Below are 19,321 nucleotides of genomic sequence, written 5' to 3' on the forward strand. Positions count from 1 at the left end.
CACCAAGCCTGGACGCGCATCACGCAGGCACACCAGTCTGAACATCGGCCGAACAGGAACACACCATGCCGTATTGCTGCGTATGCGACCAGACCGTCTCCGCCTGGCTGCCATTCCCCCATGCCCACAACCGCAGCCCGCTGATGCAGGTACTCGACACGGTGGGTTCAGACCCCGATGTGTTCATGTGCCCGACATGTGGCTGCCATGACCGTGACCGCCATCTGTGGTTGTACATGCGGGCTTCGGGCGTCAAGAGCCAGCTGAAAGGCGCCAGCATCCTGCACATGGCGCCGGAACCTCATCTGGAGGTCCTGATCGAGGCGGCGCAACCAGCCAACTACATCCGTGGCGATCTTTATCCACAGCGCCCCCATTTGCAGCGCGTGGATCTGGAAGATCTTCCCTTTGAGGACAACAGCCTGGACCTCATCATCTGCAACCACATCCTTGAGCATGTGCACCATCCCGATGTCGCGCTCTCGGAGATCCATCGCGTACTCAAACCCGGCGGCATCGTGATCGCCCAAACGCCCTATGCGCCCAACCTCAAGCACACGCTGGAGATGAAGACCGTGCCGGATTCGCAAACGGCCCATCTGCTGTACGGACAAGCCGATCATGTACGTCTCTTCGGCGACGACATCAGGGACTACTTCCACGCAGCCGGACTGCAAGGAGACCTGCTGGCTCACCAGGCCTTGTTGCCAGGGGTGACCAAGACTGAGTTCGGTTGCAACGAGCGCGAGCCCTTCTTTGTGTTCTGGAAGGCCCGGCAGACGGTGGCAAACGATGGGGCTGACGTGCGCGATGAAGCGGCGTCATCACTGGCGGAAGCGGTATAGCGCCACCGATTGCAATCAATCCGACTCATGAGCAAGGCCCGCACGCAGCGGGCCTTTTCAATGGTGCATGCCTGTCGGCATCACACCAGAACGCGGCTGCGCATCTTGAACAAGGGACGGTTCATGAACTCCCCGACCTGGTTGTTGCGCGGCAGGTTGTCCTCACTGATGGGCTCGTAGACACGGCTGACGGGATTGGGCACGGTGACTTCTTCGATGACCCAGCTGTCACCAACACCCTGCGCCACGAAGTCGATCAACGCTGCCTTCTCGCCGCCGTCGAACAAGGGGCACCGCACATCGCCCTTCCAGTTGAAGCCCAGTTGCAGCACGAGCACGCGCGTGAGGCCAGCCATGTGGCGCAAACTTTTTATCATCTGCTCGCGGGCTGCATCCACGCTCAGGCTCTGATCACCGAAGTCATCACCCAGGTGGTGCAGCACGTTGAGGCAGTAGGTCACGTCGAAGGTCTCGGAGATCGGCGCCAGGAAATCAAAATAGCAAGCGTTCATGCGCAGGCGATCAGCCAGGCCGGCCTGCTCGGCGCAATGGGCCACAAATGCCGCATGCTCCTGGTTGCCCTCGTAGCAGGTCACATGCTGCGCACCGCTGTCGAGCGCGCCAAAGCTGAAATAGCCTGTGTTGGCGCCAATGTCCAGCACGCGCGCACCCAGCAGCGGCAGCGCCCGGTCGAAATAGGTCTGGCGCGCCACCTCCAGCTTGCCGGCAGGCAGATCACTGGTATCGCCCAGCAGCTTCGCGACCAGCGGATGCACCAGTTGGTAATTCGCATGCTTGCTGCGTTGCAGGTAGAGATCCTTGAGGGAAGGCGTCGAGGGCATGGTGGTCTCGTCCGTTCAATGGTTGTTCAGTGGCAGGCTTGCAGTGCCCAAGTGTCGTCACGCGCGTAAACGTCATGAACCGACAACAGCCGCTCACGCTCTTGCAGACTGATGGCCTGCCCTGCAGGATGCACGACACCACCGGGCTGGTGAGCGCCATAAGCCCAGGCATAACAGGCGTTTTCCGGCCGCTGTGCGGTGATCGTCGGCGTATCGAAACCCTGGTCGCGAGCAAACAATCGCAGGATGTCAGGGCATACATCGAGGGCGAGTTGCAGCGGCCCCCAGAAACGTGGATTCACTTCGATGTAGTACAGCCGGCCCCGAGATGCAATCACTTCCAGCATGAAGGCACCGTGGTAGCCCCTGGCGCGCAGGCCCTGGAACAGATTCAACTCATCCAGACCAGGATTGGCGCAAGGCCGGGCCAGCACGATGGACTTGCCACCGCCTTGCTGCATCAGGTTGACTTGCCAGAAGGATGCAAATTCGCCATCACGGGCGAGATATCCACACAGATAGTGGCTTTGCCCAGTGACGAAGTCCTGCGCGAAATAGGCGGCGCGATCCAGCCCGTGGAGCGCCTGTTGCAGATCATCATCCGTGCGGCACAGCAAGGGGTAGAGCACTCGCCCCTGGCTCACATTCTCATGCGGCTTGAGCACACAAGGCGCTTGCCAATGGCCTTCAGGCTGCGTGCCCGGCAGATACAGATCGGCGCACAGGCTGGTCATCAGGGCCTGGCTGCTGTGCTTGCCGGTCAGTTGCTCGTAGATGGCAGGCTCTGGCAAGCCAATGTACAGACTACTACCGGCCAGCTCGGCCCGATGGCTCAGAACAAAGTGATTGATGAACTCGGTGGTAGGGCAATAGACCAGCTCACCACCCAGGCTGCCCGCCAGTTGGCGCAGCCAGGGTACGGTCACCAGCTGATCCAGGCGATTGAACACCACCCGCTCGGCCCAACGTGTGCGGTGGATGGCGTCAGCTGCACCGGCTGCCACGATGACAAAGGGCAAACGCGCCTGCTCGAAGAACCGACACAGCGCCACCACGGCACGATCGTTGTGGCCGGAAAAAAGCAGGAAGCGGCGCTCATCAGCCATCAGGCACCTCAGGCAACCAGTCTGGCTGATGGCTCGGGTGCCAGTTGAGGCAAGTCATCCGGCACCGAGAAGTCCGCCTGCATGGTGCGCGCCAGCGTGCGTTCGTGCGCCGAGGTTTCCACCTTGATCAGCAGCACGTTCATGGTGGCGGCCTGCTCGCGCTCACACACCTCGTTGCGCTCGTTCATGTACTCGAAGCGGTCCACGTGGAAGCGATGCTCGAACCATCCGACCTGCCAGAACATCTCGCTGAAGTACAGCCAGGTCTTTTCGTTGAAAGCACGGCGATGGGTCGGATCCTGCCAGGCACGCATGGCCTGCTCATGTGATACCTGAACAATCAGCTTGCCGTGGGTCTTGAGCATGGCCAGACAGTTGCCCATCAACATGGGCAAGTCAGTGGCCTGCTCCAGGGCCGTGCTGGCGTAGATCAGGTCCACGCTGGCCGGCTGTACATCGATGGGGCCGGTCTGGGGTGTTTCACCTACGAAGGGCAAACCGATGGGCTGCGACAGATCGCCGATCACATCGGGCTGAACCAACTCGTCAACATCCACATTCAACCAGCCTGGCAGATAGTCGTTGCCGGAGCCGACGTGCACCCGCTTGGGGCTCCAGGGCGCCGACGGGCGTCGCGCCTGATGCTCACGGCCAAAGCCTGCAGCGAAAGCCAGCAGATCGGCATAGGCTTCAATCGGGTCCGCAGCTTCGAAGGCCTTGACCGCAGCGCGGGCCTCCTCGAAGAACGCGGGGGTTGCGAAATGCTCGCTGAAATATGCCTCCAGCTGATCCTCGCTCAGCCACAGCACGCTGTGCTCGAAGGCGGCGTGTGGGCGCGTCTGCTGGCGTCGCTCCGAGATGACGGGCGTCCCCAGTGACAGGCAGTGCGAGGCACGAGCCTGCTCAAACCGGCTGGTCTCGTAAAAATGTGCGTTGAACACAGCCTTGGCCTGCACGATATAGGCGTCGCGCTCAGGGCCATACAAAGCACCGTCGAACATGCTGACCTGCACACCCGTTGATTCGATGCGCTGGATCATCGCGCGGCGACGCTCGTTCATGCTGCCGATGAACAGCAAGTCGATGGGTCTATCCTCCAGCGGGATAGGTTCAGCCTGCTGCAGATAGGGTGCATGCAGGAAGGGCACCACCATCACTTCATCGGGGTGACGGGAATAGGCCTGGATGTTGTCATGGTCATAGTCCACCACGGCAGATGTCTGCAGGAGCGCCAGATAGTCGCGCGACACCGCCGCACCGCCCAGCCCCAGTTGCTCCAGGTTGACAAACACGCAGCTGTAACGCTCACGCAATTCAGCCTCGAAGCCCAGATGGGCCCCGAAAATGAAGTTGACGGCGTCATGGCGCAGACGGTTCTTGCCCATGGAGACTTCTGCCCCCATGCGCCGGAACTGGTGCCGGAAGTAGCGGGCCTGGTCCAGGAAGCCCAACGAGTGCACGTAGCCCTTGGGTTGAACGATGCTCAAGTGGATGCGGGGCAGTTCATTCATGACGGCGCTCCGGTTTCCGCTGGAGGAGACAAGTGAGGGAATCATGTTGTTTCTCCTTCAGCTCAAATGATCGGGGGACAGACCCTGGGCCTGGCGATCAGCCATGCGCCACAGCAGTTCACCAAAATCGCGGGCATAGGCATCACTGTCAAACAGAGGCGCCTCGTCGCGGGCGCGGTGCAGGCTGGCCCTGATGGCGTCACGCTGGGGTTGGTCTGCGGCCAACGCCTGTACTTTGGCCATGTAGCCATCCGCATCGTGGCTGATTAGATCAGGCAGCCCGACGTTGTGCAACAGGCTGGCGGCCACACGTTGCGCGAAGCTGTGACCTGCATAGGTCACCACCGGCACGCCGGCCCACAAGGCATCGCTGACGGTCGTGTGACCATTGCAGGGCCAGGCGTCCAGATAGATATCTGCCAGCGCAAAACGGCTGATGTGTTCGCTGATATGGACCTTGGGGGCGAACACCAGGCGTTGCGGATCGATCCCTCGCTTGGAAGCCTCCTGGCGCAAAACGTCCTCGGCCGAGCCCAGCCAGTTCAACAGCCACAACACGGCGTTGGGAATTCGATGCAGGAGTTCGCACCAGACGTCGAACACCTCGGGTGAAATCTTGAAGGGCTGATTGAACCCGCACAACACGATCGCATCGTCGGGCAAGCCGTGCGCCGATCGGCTATCTGGCTGAGGCAGAGGGCGCTTGCGATCGTTGGGCTGGTAGCAATGCGGCATCAAGGCCAGCTTCTCGGTGTAATGCGGTGCTTCGCTCAAAGGGCTGACCAGGGCATCGCCGATCATGTAGTCGATATACGTGGCGCCACTGGTGCCGGGGAAGCCCAGATAGGTGACCTGCACCGGTGCCGGCCGATAGGCAAAGATGCCCAGGCGACCATTGACCGTGTGGCCCTTGAGGTCGACCAGCACATCGATCTGATCGGCCCTGATCTGCTCGGCTACTTGCCGATCGCTCCAGTCGCCCACCTCCACGAACTGTGTGGACACCGCCTTGATACGCCGACGCATAGGGCTGTCTTCATCAGGGCCATGCGAATAGAGGTGCAACTCGAAGCGACCGGGATCCAGTTTCTCCAGGACCTCGGCCAGCAAGATGGTGGTGGCGTGATGGTGAAAGTCGCAAGAGACCATGCCCACGCGCAACCGATCCGGCATGGCACGCAGCGGCTGGGGTGCCAGCGGCTGGACGCCATGCGCATAGTAATTGGCACAGGCCTGAGCGGCCTTCAGCTGCCGGCCTACGTCACCGTTGAGGGTCACGGCGGCAAACACGGAAGACCAGCAGATCGAATCGGGCTTCAAGTCATCCAGCAATCGGTTGACCTCGCCCATCTCGCGCTCGGCATCGTCCCACTGGCACAGCTCACGGCGGATGAACAACATCAGGCTGCGTGCGGCCAGATCACCACCGGCCAGGTCCATGGCCAGCGCGGTGGTCAGGCATTCGATGGCCTCGGCCTTCATCCCCACGGCGTTGAAGCACAAACCCAGTCGGTAGTGGCTCATCGCGTGTGTCACATCCAGGGACAACGCTTCGAACAGCACGTTGATGCCTTCTTTATAGCGTTGTGCACTGAAGAGTGTGTTGCCCAGTATCTGCAGGTACTCGGCACTGGGGCGCAAGCCTTCCGGCATCTCCATCATGAAGGAGGCTGCCTCGCTGTGGCGACCGACTTGCGTCAGACACTCTCCCATGAACTGACGTGCCAGCAGATTGGCAGGCTCCTGCTCCAGGATGCGGCGCGTGTGCTCGATGGCGCGATCGGCTTGTTGAGACCTCAACAAGGCACGGGCCAGATTCAGCCGAAACAAGGTGTCAGAGGGTGCCGCCTTGCAGGCCTTGTCGAACTCCTTGACCGCCCCCTGCCACTCCCCCTTCTTGCTGAAAGCCAGGCCGTGCTCCCAATGTTGGTGAGCCTGCTTCAGAAGTCGTGCCTGCTGGCCGAAAACAGCTTGTGTCGAGGTTTGCATGGCGGATGACACCCATTTCATAAGGAAGAGGTGCCGTCAGTCTAGACATCAGCGGTTCCCATGGGGATCGGAGATGAACAGCAAAGCAATGTCATTTCTCTCGACACTATTTCACGAAAGCTGGTTTTGCAAATCACTCAAGTCCACACAAAGGGGCGCCGATATGCAAAGCAACGGTCTTCAAGAATGGGTCCGTGGTCCGGTTAGCCGGCCGATGTTTCTGGTGGCAAGACGCCACTTCGGGCAATGCGGTTGACTAGCGACGGTCTGGCAGTGCGGTAGCTGTATCACCGCGTTTACATGCCGGCGCTATCTGCCGGGAGTTTTGCAACCATAGGAGAGCACCATGCCTTCAGTTATCAATACCAACCTGCTGTCGATGAACGCACAGCGCAACACCAGCGTTTCGCAAGCTTCGCTGACCACTTCCATGCAACGCCTGTCCTCCGGCTTGCGCGTCAACTCCGCCAAGGACGACGCCGCCGGTCTGGCGATTGCAGAACGCATGAATGCACAGGTTCGCGGCATGAACGTGGCCATGCGCAATGCCAACGACGGCATCTCGCTGGCGCAAACCGCAGAAGGTGCACTGGCCAAGGTCGGCGACGCCCTGCAACGTATGCGTGAACTGGCTGTCCAGGCTCGTAACGCATCCAACAGCTCCAGCGACAAGGACTCCCTGAACAAGGAATTCCAGCAACTGTCGTCTGAAATCAAGCGTGTGATCGGTGGCACCACCTTCAACGGTCAGACCATCATCGGCTCCAACGCCGGTGGCAAGGACTTCCAGATCGGTGCCAATACGACCAGCAATGACACCATCACGGTCACCACCGCCAACATGAACAACGATGCCAGCATCACGGCTGTGACTGGCGCGGCATCGAAGATCGACAGCCAGCAAAATGCGACGGCCATCAAGACGGTGATCGACAACATTGACGGCGCCATCGACAAGGTCAACTCCGAACGCGCCATGTACGGCGCCACGCAGAGCCGCTTTGACTCGGTGATCTCGAACCTGCAGGTGTCGGTCGAGAACCAATCCGCCGCTCGCAGCCGCATCATGGATGCCGACTTCGCGACAGAAACGGCCAACCTGTCACGAGCCCAGATCCTGCAACAGGCTGGCAACGCGATGATTGCGCAGGCCAACCAGCTGCCACAGCAGGTTCTGTCTCTGCTGCGCTGATATATCAGTGCGTATCGCCGAAAAAACTCGGCGATCTCCTCTGTCAACGCACTTCAAGCCGCCTTCGGGCGGCTTTTCCTTTTCCAGTTTGGAATAGGCCCCTGATAGGGCCTTTATTCGCACTTTTGGTTCTCGAAAAAACTCCGAACATCCATACCACTGGCTGAAGGAATTTTTTTGGACTCCTTCGGCGACAAGCTGAAGGTCGGCGACATCGCCGGAAGTCTGACGAATTTTTAGGAGTGCGTTATGCCTCAGACGATCAATACGAACTTGAACTCGCTGAACGCTCAGCGCAACCTCAACACGTCGCAGATGTCACTGTCCGTATCGATGCAACGGCTGTCATCGGGTCTGCGAGTCAACTCCGCCAAGGATGACGCTGCCGGCCTGGCTATCGCCGAACGGATGAATGCGCAAGTCAAGGGCATGAACGTCGCGGCACGCAATGCCAACGACGGCATCTCCCTGGCGCAAACTGCTGAAGGCGCCCTGGGCAAGGTCTCCGACGCCCTGCAGCGTATGCGGGAGCTGACGGTTCAGTCCCGCAACGCCTCGAACAGCTCCAGCGACAAAGATTCCCTCAACAAGGAATTCAAGCAGCTGTCGATGGAAATCGTTCGGGTGCTGGGTGCCACGACCTTCAACGGCAAGGACATCCTGGCCTCCGGCGCCGGCGCCCTGGACTTCCAGATCGGCGCGAACACCACAACGAACGACCTGATCACGATCTCGACGGCCAACATGCTGACCAACGCCAGCATCACGGCGGTCACCGGCAACACTGTCTCGATCGGCAGCGACGCCAACACCACCGCGCTCAAGAATGTGATCGACTCGATCGATGGTGCGCTCGACAAGATCAACTCCGAACGCGCGGTCTACGGTGCCACGCAGAGCCGCTTCGACGCCATCATCTCCAACCTGCAGGTGGCGGCTGAAAACCAGACCGCTGCACGCAGCCGGATCATGGATGCCGACTTCGCTGTAGAAACCGCCAACCTGTCGCGGGCTCAGATCCTGCAACAGGCCGGCAACGCGATGGTGGCGCAGGCCAACCAGTTGCCACAGAACGTGCTGAAGCTGCTGGGCGGTTGATCCCCCTCATGAACGCAGGGACAACAAGCCGGTTGCTCAAGTCCTGACGTTTCATGCCGAATTACACGATGTCCGGCCCTGACCGGACATCGGCATTTCATGCCCGATCCGGCATGAGCGGCGCAAAAGGAAGATCAACATGACCACCACTTCGGGATCCGCCTCCATCACCTCCCTGGGTGTGGGCAGCGGTCTGCAGGCAGAGTCCATCGTGACCAAGCTGGTTGCGCTGGAGCGTCAACCCATCTCCCTTCTGCAGAACGCCGCAGACAAGATTCAGTCGAAGATCTCCGCATTCGGCCAGGTGCAGTCGGCCATGTCCACGATGAAGGATGCGGTGCAAAGACTCGCCAACCCCGACATCTGGGGCAGCACCACCTCGTCTTCGTCAGACACCAGTGTCGTGAACTTCACAACCTCGTCCGGTGCGGCCACTGGCAGCTACGCCGTGTCGGTCTCGGCGCTGGCCTCCGGGCAGTCGGTCGTGACCAACACGGCGCTCAGTGCCGGTACGTCCACGCTGGGCAGTGGCACGCTCACCATCGACCTGGGCTCGCTGAGTGGCACCACACTCACGCCCAGCAAGACCACCACGGTGAGCATTGGCGCCACGGACACGCTCGAGACCATTCGCGACAAGATCAACGACGCCAGTGCAGGCGTGAGCGCCACCATCGTGAAAGACGCCAGTGGTGCGCGCCTGGCCATCAGTTCCAGTGCCACAGGCGCCGCCAATGCCTTTCGCATCTCGGTGGCCGACACGGGCGATGGCGACGACACCAACAATGCTGGCTTGTCCGCACTGGCTTACGACCCCGCGGCTTCAATGCCAGGTACGACCAAGACGCAAACTGCCAAAGATGCGTCAGCATCGATCAACGGGGTCGATGTCACTTCCAGCACGAACAGCTTTTCTGACGTGTTGACCGGCATCAGTTTCACCGTGGGCAAGGTCACCAAGACCAGTACCACCGATGTGCCCCCCGTGGTCACCGACAACCCGGCCACCGTCACGGTCAAGCAGGACAACGACACCATCACGAAGGCTGTCAACGAATTTGCGACGTCGTATTCATCGCTCATCACCTTGCTGCGTAACAACACGAAGTACGACGACGCCACCAAGACAGCCGGCACCTTGCAGGGCGACGGCACTGCCGTAGGCATCCTCAATCAGTTGCGCGCCATGGTCGGCGGCACAGCTGGCAACTCCAGCATCTTCACGACCCTGTCGTCGATCGGGGTGGAAGTGCAAAGCGGCGGCACCTTGACGGTCAACAGCACCAAGTTGACCAATGCGTTGGGCAAACTGACCGAAGTGAAAAAGCTGTTCGCCAACGCCAATCTGACCGACAGCAGCCAGGACGGCGTCGCCACCAAGCTGCGTACACTGGCCAGCAACATGCTGGGTTTTGACGGCGCACTGACAAGCCGAACCGCAGGCCTGAACAAATCCATCCAGAACAATCAAAAGCGCCAGGACGAACTGGACTCTCGTGCAGCACTGTATGAAAAACGCCTGCGTGCGCAATACACAGCCCTGGACCAGAACATGGCCGGCCTGACCAGCACCAGCAACTACGTGACACAGATGATCACAAACTGGAACAAGAGTTAGTGACATTTTCCCGCTAGAGCCCTCAAGAAGGCGCTGATCCAGCCGAAACCCAAGACAAGCGGTGTGCCGCGAATGGCAAGGGGCCATTCCCAACCGCATGTGACAGGTGAGATGAGGCGATAGGACAGCACCATGGCTACCGTAGGCTCAGCATCAAGAGTTGACGGCGTTGACCTTCAGTTGATGGTCAACGCTTCGGCCTTTGCGCGCCCGCAAGCAGGTACAGCCACAGCTCGGACCACCGATGCCGAGCCCGACACCCGCATTTCGTCTGCCGGCAAGTTGCGCAGCGCCACATCAGCCGTGCTGGACGCTGCTGCCCAGCTCAACAAGAGCCAGACCTGGCAGGCGACCAAGGCCACCTCGAACAACGAGGCCCTGGTTCAAGCTGTAAGCGACAAAGCCGCACCAGGCGACTACGCCATCAGCGTGGACGCCCTCGCCACCGCGCAAACCACCACGTCGGCCAGCTTTTCATCGCTGTCCACGGTGGTGGGCATAGGGACGCTCGACTTGCAACTGGGCACTTGGAACAGCTCTACCAGCACCTTTGCCACCAATCCGAACTGGCCCAAAGCCAGTGTCACCTTTGGTCCCAAGGACACCTCACTTGAGCACATCCGAGACAAGATCAATGCGGCCGGCGTCGGCGTGATTGCCACCGTGGTCAGTGATGCGACCGGATCCAGACTGGTTCTGCGCTCCACCTCAACGGGCTCAGGCAACGGTTTCAAGGTAGAAGCCGAACCCACCAACAAAGGCGACGACAAGGCCGCCCAAACCCTGGCCGCCATGGGATTCAACCCGGCACAGGTCAGTGGCGGTGCGGCCTTGACACAACCCGGCCAGGACGCCAGGATCAAAATCGACGGACGAGAGGTTCAGTCTGGTCAAAACCTGATTGAAGACGAACCAACTGGCCTGACCTTGCGGCTCAATGGCCAAGAGGGCGGCTCTGCGACGATCCATGTCGAAACCGACACACAGGCCATGGCCAAGGACATCCAGTCTTTCGCGCACGCGTACAACAACATGGTGTCGCAACTGGCCCAATCCGATCAGTCGCCCGATGACAGCAGCGTGCTGGATGCCCGTGCCATCCAGCAAAGCATGCAGGAAGCGTTCAGTTCAAAGGGCAAAACGCTCACGCCGTCAGGCTCACAGTTCAAGGACATCGGAATGCAATTGGCCCCCGATGGACTGCTTTCCATCGACACAGCCAGATTGAACCAGTCGCTTGAACAAGATCCTGGCAAGGTTGAACAACTCTTCGACGCTGCCGGTGGAAAAGAACAAGCCTCTGGCATCGCCGCGCGGCTGCTGGCCCTGTCAGGCAGGCAGGCCGAATCCAGCGAGCAGACCAGCGCGAACGGACCAGGCGCTCAGCAGCGTAGCGAAACCGCGTCAACCGCCGGAACGCTCTACAGACAGCGCCTGCTTGAACAGTACGCCGCGTCGTCCACGCACGAGGACGAAAACGCGATGTCGGCAAACGAGGCCTGAAAGCCGCCTATTTCCTGGGATCACATCACGCCCAGGAGTTCAAGCTGCCGGGGGTGATGCCGATAAAGCTCATAACGCTGAATTCAGCATTACCCAAGAGTTCCAGATGTACGCCACTGCTACAGGTTCTTCTGCCAGTATGTTCAGTTCCAAACAAATGAGCAGCGTGTATCGCCAAATTGACATCGAGACCGGTGTCAGTGGCGCCTCGTCTCATCAGCTGATCACCCTGCTTTTCAATGGTGCACTCGACAGCATCGCCCAGGCCAAGGGCGCCATGCAGGCTCGCAGCATCGAAGCCAAATGCTCGGCCATCTCCAAGACCGTGCGCATCGTCGATGAAGGCCTCAAGGCCGGACTGGACATGCGCGCCGGCGGCGAACTGGCCCAGCACCTCAATGACCTGTACGGCTACATCGTCATGCGCCTGACGCAAGCCAACCTGCGCAATGACATCAATGCGCTGGATGAATGCGCCAGGCTGCTGACCCCGATCCGAGATGCGTGGGTGACCATTGCCCCCGCCGATGCCACTGTTGTCCGCGCAGCCATGGAGGTGCATGCATGAACGCCCCTGAATTGATCACTGCGCCCGACGAAGACCTGATGAACGGGAACCTGTTGAGCTACTACGAAGCCATCGAACACGCCAGCCTGGACATGCTCAACGCCGCCCGCGCCGGCGACTGGGACACCGTCGTCAAGCTGGAAGGCGCTTGCGCCGTGCTGATCGCCCAACTCAAGCACGCCTCCGACGAGCTCCCATTGGGCCCCGATGAGGTCGCCCTCAAGAGCCGCATCATGCAACGCATCCTGGTCAACGACGCCGAGATCCGCAATCTGGCGGAGCCCTGGATCAATGATCTGAGCCGCATGATGGGCAATGCCACTGATCCCACCAAGATGCACTGAGCATTGAAGGGACACCATGCCGGGTTCACGCGCCGAAGCCGCAGCACTGGACGACTACCGCATCACGTCGGAAGTCGAAGTGCAAGCCTATCTTCAGCAACTGCTGGATGCACGTGCGCTGGTGACCCTCAGTGGGCCCAACGGTGACAGCTACACGACCTTGATGTGGTCAGCCGACAATGGTCGAGACACCTTGTGCTTCAGTGCCGAAGATGGCGACGCACGCCTGGATGCGCTGCTGGAGTCTGGCGAGATCGTGGCAGTAGCCTACCTGGACAACATCAAACTCCAGTTCGATCTGGAAGGCGTGGTGCATGTCAAAGGCGGGCATCACGCTGCACTGAACGCACGCTACCCACGCGTGCTGTTTCGCTTTCAACGACGATCGGCATTTCGCGTGCAGCCACTGGCCGTCAAGAGCCCTGTCGCGCGTTTTCGCCACCCGGCCATGCCCGACATGCAGCTCGCCTTGCGCGTACTGGATGTCAGTCTCAGCGGGGTTGCACTGTTTCTACCGGACAACGTGCCAATGATCGCCGCAGGCGTCAAGATCGGCCAATGCCACCTGGATCTGGACGATGACACCAATATGGAAGTCTCGCTGTTGATCCACCACGTCACCGCCATACACCCGGAATCCAAAGGCGCACGCCTGGGCTGCGAACTGGTCGGCATGGACTGGAGCGACCGGCGCCTGCAGCACTACATCAACCAGACGCAAAAACGCCGTCTGGCACTGCTGGCTGACAAGCGTTAAGGAAAGCAGGCGCCCGGGCTGATAGCATCGGCCCATGACCGCGACTGTTTCTACCCCCTCGTCTCCTTGGGTGATCGCCACCCGTGAAAGCCGCCTGGCCCTGTGGCAGGCCGAGCACGTCCGTGACCTGCTGCAAAGCCGCTTCGGCCGCCAGGTGGACCTGCTGGGCATGACCACCAAGGGTGACCAGATTCTTGACCGCGCCTTGTCCAAAGTGGGTGGCAAGGGCCTGTTCGTCAAGGAACTGGAAGTCGCGCTGGAAGAAGGCCGCGCCGATCTGGCCGTGCATTCGCTCAAGGACGTGCCCATGGAGATGCCCGAAGGCTTCATCCTGGCAGCCGTGATGGAGCGCGAAGACCCGCGCGACGCCCTGGTGTCGAACAAGTACGCCCGCCTGGCCGATCTGCCGCAAAGCGCCGTTGTGGGCACGTCCAGCCTGCGCCGCCTGGTGCAGTTACGCGCTCGCCGCCCGGATCTGCGCATCGAAGCCCTGCGCGGCAACCTCGACACCCGTCTGCGCAAGCTCGATGAAGGCCAGTACGACGCCATCGTGCTGGCGGCCGCCGGCCTCAAACGCCTGGGCCTGGCTGATCGCATCCGCGAAGTGATCGACACCAACGACATGCTGCCCGCTGCCGGTCAGGGCGCCCTGGGCCTGGAAATCCGGACGGACCATGCTGACCTGGGCCCCGCACTGCTCAAGCTGGCGCACGAGCCCACCTGGCTGGCCACCCTGGCCGAGCGCGCCGTGTCCCGCGCCATGGGCGGCAGTTGCTCCATGCCATTGGCTGCCTTCGCCGAATGGCGTGGCGACACCCTGGTGCTGCGCAGCCTGCTGGGCCACCCCGAGCACGCCACACTGGTGCAAGCGCAGACCGAGGGTCAGCCGCGCAGCCACGCCGAGGCAGAAGCGCTGGGCCAGGCCGTGGCCGCCCAGCTCAAGGCGCAGGCCGGCCCGCAATGGCTGGCGGCACTTTGACATCCACACCCGCCCAAGGCCTGCAGGTTCTGGTCACACGGCCAGAACCGCAAGCCAGCATCTGGGCAGCCGACCTGCAATCCAACGGGCTGGACGCTCACGCCCTGCCGCTGATCGCCATAGGCGGGCCAGCCGACCCAACGCCGGTCGCGCAACTCTGGCAGAACCTGGCCTCTCAACGCCTGTTCATGTTCGTGAGCCCGGCAGCGGTGCACTGGTTCTTTCAGATGCGCCCGCATGACGCACGATGGCCGGCCGGCACGCTGGCGGCCACGCCAGGCCCCGGCACAGCAGCCAGCCTCATGGGCGCAGGCGCCGAGACCGGCCTCACGCAAGCGCAGATCATCTGCCCGGACGCCTCGGCCGAACAGTTTGATTCCGAAACGCTGTGGCCTTTGCTGGCCACGATGAACTGGCAAGGCCAACAGGTGGTCATCATCAGCGGCGGCGATCAGCAAGAAGCCAAAGGCCGCAACTGGCTCAGCGATCAATGGCGTGCAAAAGGTGCCAGCGTTCAATCCGTGCTGACCTACCAGCGCGCCCCTGGTGATTGGTCGCCCGCCCAACAGGCCCTGGCCGCCCAAGCACTGCAACACCCCGAGGACCACACCTGGCTGTTCAGCAGCTCCCAGGCCATTGACCACCTCGTTCAACACCACCTACCCGCGCACGGCCTGGCGATGCCAGACTGGTCTGCCGCGCGGGCGGTGGTCACGCATCCGAAAATCGCCGAGCGTTGCCAGCAACTGGGCATCCGGCGCATCACCTCGACCCGACCCACCCTGTCTGCAGTGGTGGAAGCACTACGATCTCCCGAGTAAGCGGGCTTGCATACACTGTCTTCTCGGGTGAAATCCAGGCACGTCGATACAATGATTTCACTGTGACCGACACCAGCGCCCCCACCAACCTCCCCACGCCCATCGAGGTAGAGCCCTTGCCGCTCGACCCGCAGGGCGATTCCGACGTTCCCGCCGGCTGGGTACGCTGGGCCGTTGTCATCCTGAGCGTGGCCACGGCCGGCGCCGGGTGGGTCGCCTGGAACACGCAGAAAAAAGTGCAGTCACTCGAACAGGAACTGGTGCGCCGGCAAATCGACAGCCAGGGGCAGGCCACCGAGGCCCGGGTGCTGGCTCGCCAGGCCCAGGAGGCCGCACGCGAAGCCACCGCCCGCTCGACCCTGCTGGAGACGCGGATCACGGAAGTGGCCCTGCAGCGCAGCCAGGTTGAAGATCTGATCAAGACACTGAGCCTGTCGCGGGATGAAAACCTCGTGGCCGACATCGAAGCCGGCCTGCGCGTGGCCAGCCAGCAAGCCAACCTGACCGGCAGTGCCGAGCCCCTGATCACCGCCATGCAGTCCGCCGATGATCGCCTGGCTCGCGCCCGCCAGCCGCGCCTGGACAACATCCGCCGCGCCCTGGCCAAGGATCTGGACCGCGTCCGTGCCACCCGCGTGGCCGACACCAGCTCCCTGACCATCCGACTGGATGAGGCCGCCCGTCTGGTGGACGAAGTTCCCCTTCTCAATCAGCCGGAAGCCACGATGCCGCCCTTGCCCAAGGCGGAAGCGGCACCCAAGCCTGTGCCCGCTGGCAAGGCCGGTGGCAAGAACAAGAACGCCGCGCAGGCTGCAGCCTCCGCCTCAGCACCTGACGCCGCTACCGACACCTGGGGCAGCCATGTGCTCGACTGGACCAAAGGCGCCGCTCAGACTTTCTGGAACGAGACCCGTGGCCTGATACGCCTGACGCGCATCAACCGCCCCGAAGGCATGCTGATCTCCCCCGATCAGGGCTTCTTCCTGCGAGAAAACATCAAGCTGCGCCTGCTGAACGCACGTCTGGCCCTGCTGAGCCGCCAGAACACCGTGGCGCTGGCTGATTTGCAGAACATCCAGGCGACCGTGCCGCGCTACTTCGACCTGCAGTCGCGCAAGACGCAATTGCTGCAATCGATGCTGACGGACGTGGCCGCCCAGAGCCAGCAGATCACCGTGCCCCGCCCCGACGACACCCTGGCCGCACTGGCCACGGTATCGGGCGGCCGCTGAGCCGCAGCGAGGACGCCCCGACATGCGCTCCATCGTCTGGTTCCTGGTCCTGGCTGTGGCCGCCGTGGTGGGCGCCACAGCCCTGGGCGCCAATGACGGCCTGGTTACCATCTACTGGCTGGGCTGGCGCGCCGACATCTCGCTCAACCTCTTCCTGCTGGGCCTGGTGCTGATCTTCCTGGCCATCTATTCGCTGGTGCGCGGCCTCGACGGCCTGCTGGCCCTGCCCGAACGTGCCAAGCGCTGGCGCGTTTCCCAACGTGACAAGTTGGCCCAGGCCGCCCTGCGCGAAGGCCTGGCCTTGTACATGGCCGGCCGCTACACCCGCGCCCACAAGGCCTGCCAAAAGGCTGTGGCCATCCAGGCAGACACACCCGAACTCACGCTGGACGCTGAATTCACGGCGCTGGCCCACCTGCTGTCGGCGGGCAGCCTGCACCGCCTGCAGGACCGCAAGCGTCGCGACGAACACCTGCAACGCGCACTCGATCTGTCGCGCCTGACCCGCAAGCCTCGCGCCACGGAAGAAGGCGCCCGCCTGCTCGCCGCCGAATGTGCCCTGGACGACCGCGACGCCCGCCGCGCCCTGCATGATCTGGCCGAACTGCCTCCTGGTGTGGCCCGCCGCACGCAGGCCCTGCGCCTGAAGCTGCAAGCCACCCGCCTGGCACGTCAGCCGGTTGAAGCCCTGAAAACAGCCCGCCTGCTGGCCAAGCACCAGGGCTTCACCAGCTCCGCCGCGGAAGGTCTGCTGCGCACACTGGCTGTGGAAACGCTGGATTCGGCGCGTGACGCCGATCAGTTGCGCGCCTTGTGGCAAAACCTCGACACCAACGACCGCAAGGACCCGATGGTGGTGGCCCACGCGGCACGCCGCATGGCCGATCTGGGTGCGCAGATCGAAGCCCGTCAATGGTTGGCGCCCTTGTGGGACCGCATCGGTCAACAGACACCCGAAGCCGTCGACGCCCTGTCCAATGCCCTGGCCCACAGCCTGCTGGGGCTGGAGGCCGACTGGCTGCCCCGCCTGGATGCCACCACACAATCGGCCCTGCGCAACCCCAGCCTGGCATTGACGCTGGGCCTGGCCCTGTCGGAGCGCCAGTTGTGGGGCAAGGCGCGCGGCATGCTGCTGTCTGCCGCCAACGACCTGCAACTGGATCTGGAACGCCGCCGCATGGCCTGGGCCAAGCTGGGGCAACTGGCCGAACGCGAACACCGCGCAGAAGAAGCCGCACGCTTCTACCGCCTTGCCGCCCTGCCGGAACAACCCTGAACAGGGTCGTTCACACGCAAAAAATGACGAGCTGTTTACACATGCTCGTAAACCATGCTATAGTCTCACTTCTCGGCGGCTGTAGCTCAGTTGGATAGAGTACTTGGCTACGAACCAAGGGGTCGTGGGTTCGAATCCTGCCAGCCGCACCAGTTATCACTCATCGTGAAGAACCGGTAGCCGAGAACATTTTTAGCGGCTGTAGCTCAGTTGGATAGAGTACTTGGCTACGAACCAAGGGGTCGTGGGTTCGAATCCTGCCAGCCGCACCAGAACATACGTTCTAGACGAACAGCCTGAAGGCCAACGCTTTCAGGCTGTTTTTCTTTGTGTCACGCTCAGCTCAGGACGAGCACAGCTTGCTGACCGCCTCGATCAACTGCGAAGGCTGAAACGGTTTGACGATCCAGCCCCGCACGCCGGCAGCCCGGCCTTCGGCCTTGATCTCGCTGCGCGACTCGGTGGTGATCATCAGGATTGGCGTGAACTTGTGCGCGGAAGCTTTGGCCCGCTTGGCAAACTCGATGCCGTCCATGTGAGGCATGTTGATGTCACAGATGATCAGGTCCAGTTTCGGTGCCGCCAGCTTGGTACAGGCATCCCTGCCGTCAACGGCCTCGATCACCGTGTAGCCGGCCTTGGTCAGGGCCATGTTCACCACCTGCCGGAAGGTGCCTGAATCATCCACGACGAGAACTGTCTTGCTCATGTTGACCCGCCAATTTATGAGTGGGGTGAGAGGATTGACCGCACCGTACATGTTCCCCCAGGCAAGTCAAGCCCATCCAAACAACAACAAGACTGGTCCAGCGCATATCCGTCGATTGATCACGCACTGTCCTGCTGAACCTGTTCGAGCCAACTCGCCCCCCCCGGCCGCAATCATGCCGGGCGCCGGAGCTTGCGTCGCATCCACCAAAAAACGACGGCCAGCACCAGCACACAGGCAGCCAGAGCCGCATAGCTGCTCACGCCAGGATCACGCCAAGCCTCGGCCAGCCGATCCATGAACAGGGAGATCATGATCGTGCCGGGCATCAAACCGAAGAAGGTGCCCAGCACGTAGTCGCGCAGTCGCACACGCAAGGCCCCGGCCACCATGTTGACCATGATGAAGGGCGCCACCGGCATGGCCCGCACCAGCATGACGGTCACCAAGCCGCGCCGCTGCAAATGTGTGGACAGCAAGGCCAGTCGACCCTTGGTCCAGCGGTCCATGGTTTGCGCGCCGGTAAAGCGACCGATCCCATAGGTCACGGTCGCCCCTGCCACCATGCCGATCAAGGCGTAGGCCATGCCTGGCCAGGGGGTGAAGATCAGGGCGCCCACAGTGATCAGCACCAGCACCGGCATGCCCATCATCACGGCAATCACATAGCCACCGATGACTGCCAGTGGCCCGAAGGGCAAGGCCAGCAGATGGCGGCCCGTCTCGCTGAGCGATTGTGGATCAAGCCAATGGCGCATGTCCGGTTGGCGCAGCAGCACGGTCAACCCAACCAGGATCGACAGGTACGTGGCCAGCAGCAGCCAGCGCCAGATCTGCCCACCGGCAGCCACAGGCTTGTCACTCACAACAGACTCCATCAAGCGGGGCGCCTGCCGACCCCCTCATGCCACAGGCTGCAGCATCTTGAGGC

General features: G+C 61.8%; 18 protein-coding genes and 2 tRNA genes. 14 read left to right on the plus strand and 6 right to left on the minus strand.

Features of this window, described 5'->3' with window-relative positions:
• Nucleotides 1–65 precede the first annotated feature (65 nt).
• Nucleotides 66–845 carry a class I SAM-dependent methyltransferase gene (locus HY836_RS15780; protein WP_290677832.1) on the plus strand — a complete coding sequence of 260 codons (780 nt, stop codon included), beginning with the start codon at nucleotides 66–68 and terminating at the stop codon, nucleotides 843–845.
• Between the two features lie 80 nt (nucleotides 846–925).
• Here HY836_RS15780 and HY836_RS15785 read toward each other — a convergent pair whose 3' ends face one another.
• The 4 genes from HY836_RS15785 to HY836_RS15800 are packed head-to-tail and all read right to left on the minus strand — an operon-like array spanning nucleotide 926 to nucleotide 6,293.
• Complete coding sequence (locus tag HY836_RS15785) at nucleotides 926–1,687, minus strand: class I SAM-dependent methyltransferase (RefSeq protein ID WP_290677835.1); 762 nt, start codon at nucleotides 1,685–1,687, stop codon at nucleotides 926–928.
• Nucleotides 1,688–1,713: 26 nt separating this feature from the next.
• A complete protein-coding gene (locus HY836_RS15790; RefSeq protein ID WP_290677838.1) occupies nucleotides 1,714–2,793 on the minus strand; it encodes a hypothetical protein in 1,080 nt (359 codons plus the stop codon).
• 8 nt (nucleotides 2,794–2,801) lie between these two features.
• Entirely contained in the window at nucleotides 2,802–4,304 is a 1,503-nt protein-coding gene (locus HY836_RS15795) for a hypothetical protein (protein ID WP_290677841.1), read from the minus strand.
• A 57-nt stretch (nucleotides 4,305–4,361) separates the two neighbouring features.
• A complete protein-coding gene (locus tag HY836_RS15800) occupies nucleotides 4,362–6,293 on the minus strand; it encodes a tetratricopeptide repeat protein (RefSeq protein ID WP_290677844.1) in 1,932 nt (643 codons plus the stop codon).
• Between the two features lie 346 nt (nucleotides 6,294–6,639).
• On the opposite strand from HY836_RS15800, the gene HY836_RS15805 reads away from it, so the two are divergent.
• From HY836_RS15805 to HY836_RS15865, 13 genes are all read left to right on the plus strand, one after another.
• Nucleotides 6,640–7,485 carry a flagellin gene (locus HY836_RS15805; protein WP_290677847.1) on the plus strand — a complete coding sequence of 282 codons (846 nt, stop codon included), beginning with the start codon at nucleotides 6,640–6,642 and terminating at the stop codon, nucleotides 7,483–7,485.
• A gap of 249 nt (nucleotides 7,486–7,734) precedes the next feature.
• The gene (locus tag HY836_RS15810) at nucleotides 7,735–8,583 is read left to right on the plus strand and encodes a flagellin domain-containing protein (RefSeq protein ID WP_290677850.1); all 849 of its coding nucleotides are present in this window, start codon (nucleotides 7,735–7,737) and stop codon (nucleotides 8,581–8,583) included.
• A 139-nt stretch (nucleotides 8,584–8,722) separates the two neighbouring features.
• Nucleotides 8,723–10,201: a flagellar filament capping protein FliD gene (gene fliD, locus HY836_RS15815; RefSeq protein WP_290677853.1), complete on the plus strand. Its 1,479-nt coding sequence runs from the start codon at nucleotides 8,723–8,725 to the stop codon at nucleotides 10,199–10,201.
• Nucleotides 10,202–10,333: 132 nt separating this feature from the next.
• Nucleotides 10,334–11,704, plus strand: coding sequence for a flagellar filament capping protein FliD (fliD, locus tag HY836_RS15820; protein ID WP_290677856.1), 1,371 nt, complete (start codon nucleotides 10,334–10,336; stop codon nucleotides 11,702–11,704).
• A 157-nt stretch (nucleotides 11,705–11,861) separates the two neighbouring features.
• Entirely contained in the window at nucleotides 11,862–12,272 is a 411-nt protein-coding gene (gene fliS, locus HY836_RS15825; RefSeq protein ID WP_290677903.1) for a flagellar export chaperone FliS, read from the plus strand.
• Nucleotides 12,273–12,310: 38 nt separating this feature from the next.
• Nucleotides 12,311–12,616 carry a flagellar protein FliT gene (locus HY836_RS15830; RefSeq protein ID WP_290677906.1) on the plus strand — a complete coding sequence of 102 codons (306 nt, stop codon included), beginning with the start codon at nucleotides 12,311–12,313 and terminating at the stop codon, nucleotides 12,614–12,616.
• 16 nt (nucleotides 12,617–12,632) lie between these two features.
• Entirely contained in the window at nucleotides 12,633–13,373 is a 741-nt protein-coding gene (locus tag HY836_RS15835) for a flagellar brake protein (protein WP_290677859.1), read from the plus strand.
• 34 nt (nucleotides 13,374–13,407) lie between these two features.
• On the plus strand, nucleotides 13,408–14,352 hold the full coding sequence (hemC, locus tag HY836_RS15840) for a hydroxymethylbilane synthase (protein WP_290677863.1): 945 nt from the start codon (nucleotides 13,408–13,410) through the stop codon (nucleotides 14,350–14,352).
• Nucleotides 14,334–15,173, plus strand: coding sequence for a uroporphyrinogen-III synthase (locus tag HY836_RS15845; protein ID WP_290677866.1), 840 nt, complete (start codon nucleotides 14,334–14,336; stop codon nucleotides 15,171–15,173). Before hemC ends, HY836_RS15845 begins: the two co-directional genes overlap by 19 nt.
• Before the next feature lie 62 nt (nucleotides 15,174–15,235).
• Complete coding sequence (locus tag HY836_RS15850; RefSeq protein ID WP_290677869.1) at nucleotides 15,236–16,405, plus strand: uroporphyrinogen-III C-methyltransferase; 1,170 nt, start codon at nucleotides 15,236–15,238, stop codon at nucleotides 16,403–16,405.
• A gap of 22 nt (nucleotides 16,406–16,427) precedes the next feature.
• A complete protein-coding gene (locus HY836_RS15855; RefSeq protein WP_290677872.1) occupies nucleotides 16,428–17,681 on the plus strand; it encodes a heme biosynthesis HemY N-terminal domain-containing protein in 1,254 nt (417 codons plus the stop codon).
• A 75-nt stretch (nucleotides 17,682–17,756) separates the two neighbouring features.
• A tRNA-Arg gene (locus HY836_RS15860) sits at nucleotides 17,757–17,833 on the plus strand.
• 43 nt (nucleotides 17,834–17,876) lie between these two features.
• A tRNA-Arg gene (locus HY836_RS15865) sits at nucleotides 17,877–17,953 on the plus strand.
• Between the two features lie 71 nt (nucleotides 17,954–18,024).
• Here HY836_RS15865 and HY836_RS15870 read toward each other — a convergent pair.
• Together HY836_RS15870 and HY836_RS15875 are read right to left on the minus strand one after the other, a co-directional pair.
• A complete protein-coding gene (locus HY836_RS15870; RefSeq protein ID WP_290677875.1) occupies nucleotides 18,025–18,390 on the minus strand; it encodes a response regulator in 366 nt (121 codons plus the stop codon).
• 173 nt (nucleotides 18,391–18,563) lie between these two features.
• A complete protein-coding gene (locus tag HY836_RS15875; protein WP_290677878.1) occupies nucleotides 18,564–19,256 on the minus strand; it encodes a VTT domain-containing protein in 693 nt (230 codons plus the stop codon).
• Nucleotides 19,257–19,321 lie beyond the last annotated feature (65 nt).

Origin of the sequence: Aquabacterium sp. (assembly GCF_016234775.1) — a bacterium.
Lineage (GTDB): Bacteria > Pseudomonadota > Gammaproteobacteria > Burkholderiales > Burkholderiaceae_C > Aquabacterium.

Excerpts from the sequence above, each read along its gene's own strand:
- HY836_RS15780 (WP_290677832.1), top strand. The coding sequence starts at position 66 with ATGCCGTATTGCTGCGTATGCGACCAGACCGTCTCCGCCTGGCTGCCA.
- HY836_RS15785 (WP_290677835.1), bottom strand. The coding sequence starts at position 1,687 with ATGCCCTCGACGCCTTCCCTCAAGGATCTCTACCTGCAACGCAGCAAG.
- HY836_RS15790 (WP_290677838.1), bottom strand. The coding sequence starts at position 2,793 with ATGGCTGATGAGCGCCGCTTCCTGCTTTTTTCCGGCCACAACGATCGT.
- HY836_RS15795 (WP_290677841.1), bottom strand. The coding sequence starts at position 4,304 with ATGAATGAACTGCCCCGCATCCACTTGAGCATCGTTCAACCCAAGGGC.
- HY836_RS15800 (WP_290677844.1), bottom strand. The coding sequence starts at position 6,293 with ATGCAAACCTCGACACAAGCTGTTTTCGGCCAGCAGGCACGACTTCTG.
- HY836_RS15805 (WP_290677847.1), top strand. The coding sequence starts at position 6,640 with ATGCCTTCAGTTATCAATACCAACCTGCTGTCGATGAACGCACAGCGC.
- HY836_RS15810 (WP_290677850.1), top strand. The coding sequence starts at position 7,735 with ATGCCTCAGACGATCAATACGAACTTGAACTCGCTGAACGCTCAGCGC.
- fliD (WP_290677853.1), top strand. The coding sequence starts at position 8,723 with ATGACCACCACTTCGGGATCCGCCTCCATCACCTCCCTGGGTGTGGGC.
- fliD (WP_290677856.1), top strand. The coding sequence starts at position 10,334 with ATGGCTACCGTAGGCTCAGCATCAAGAGTTGACGGCGTTGACCTTCAG.
- fliS (WP_290677903.1), top strand. The coding sequence starts at position 11,862 with ATGAGCAGCGTGTATCGCCAAATTGACATCGAGACCGGTGTCAGTGGC.
- HY836_RS15830 (WP_290677906.1), top strand. The coding sequence starts at position 12,311 with ATGAACGGGAACCTGTTGAGCTACTACGAAGCCATCGAACACGCCAGC.
- HY836_RS15835 (WP_290677859.1), top strand. The coding sequence starts at position 12,633 with ATGCCGGGTTCACGCGCCGAAGCCGCAGCACTGGACGACTACCGCATC.
- hemC (WP_290677863.1), top strand. The coding sequence starts at position 13,408 with ATGACCGCGACTGTTTCTACCCCCTCGTCTCCTTGGGTGATCGCCACC.
- HY836_RS15845 (WP_290677866.1), top strand. The coding sequence starts at position 14,334 with ATGGCTGGCGGCACTTTGACATCCACACCCGCCCAAGGCCTGCAGGTT.
- HY836_RS15855 (WP_290677872.1), top strand. The coding sequence starts at position 16,428 with ATGCGCTCCATCGTCTGGTTCCTGGTCCTGGCTGTGGCCGCCGTGGTG.
- HY836_RS15870 (WP_290677875.1), bottom strand. The coding sequence starts at position 18,390 with ATGAGCAAGACAGTTCTCGTCGTGGATGATTCAGGCACCTTCCGGCAG.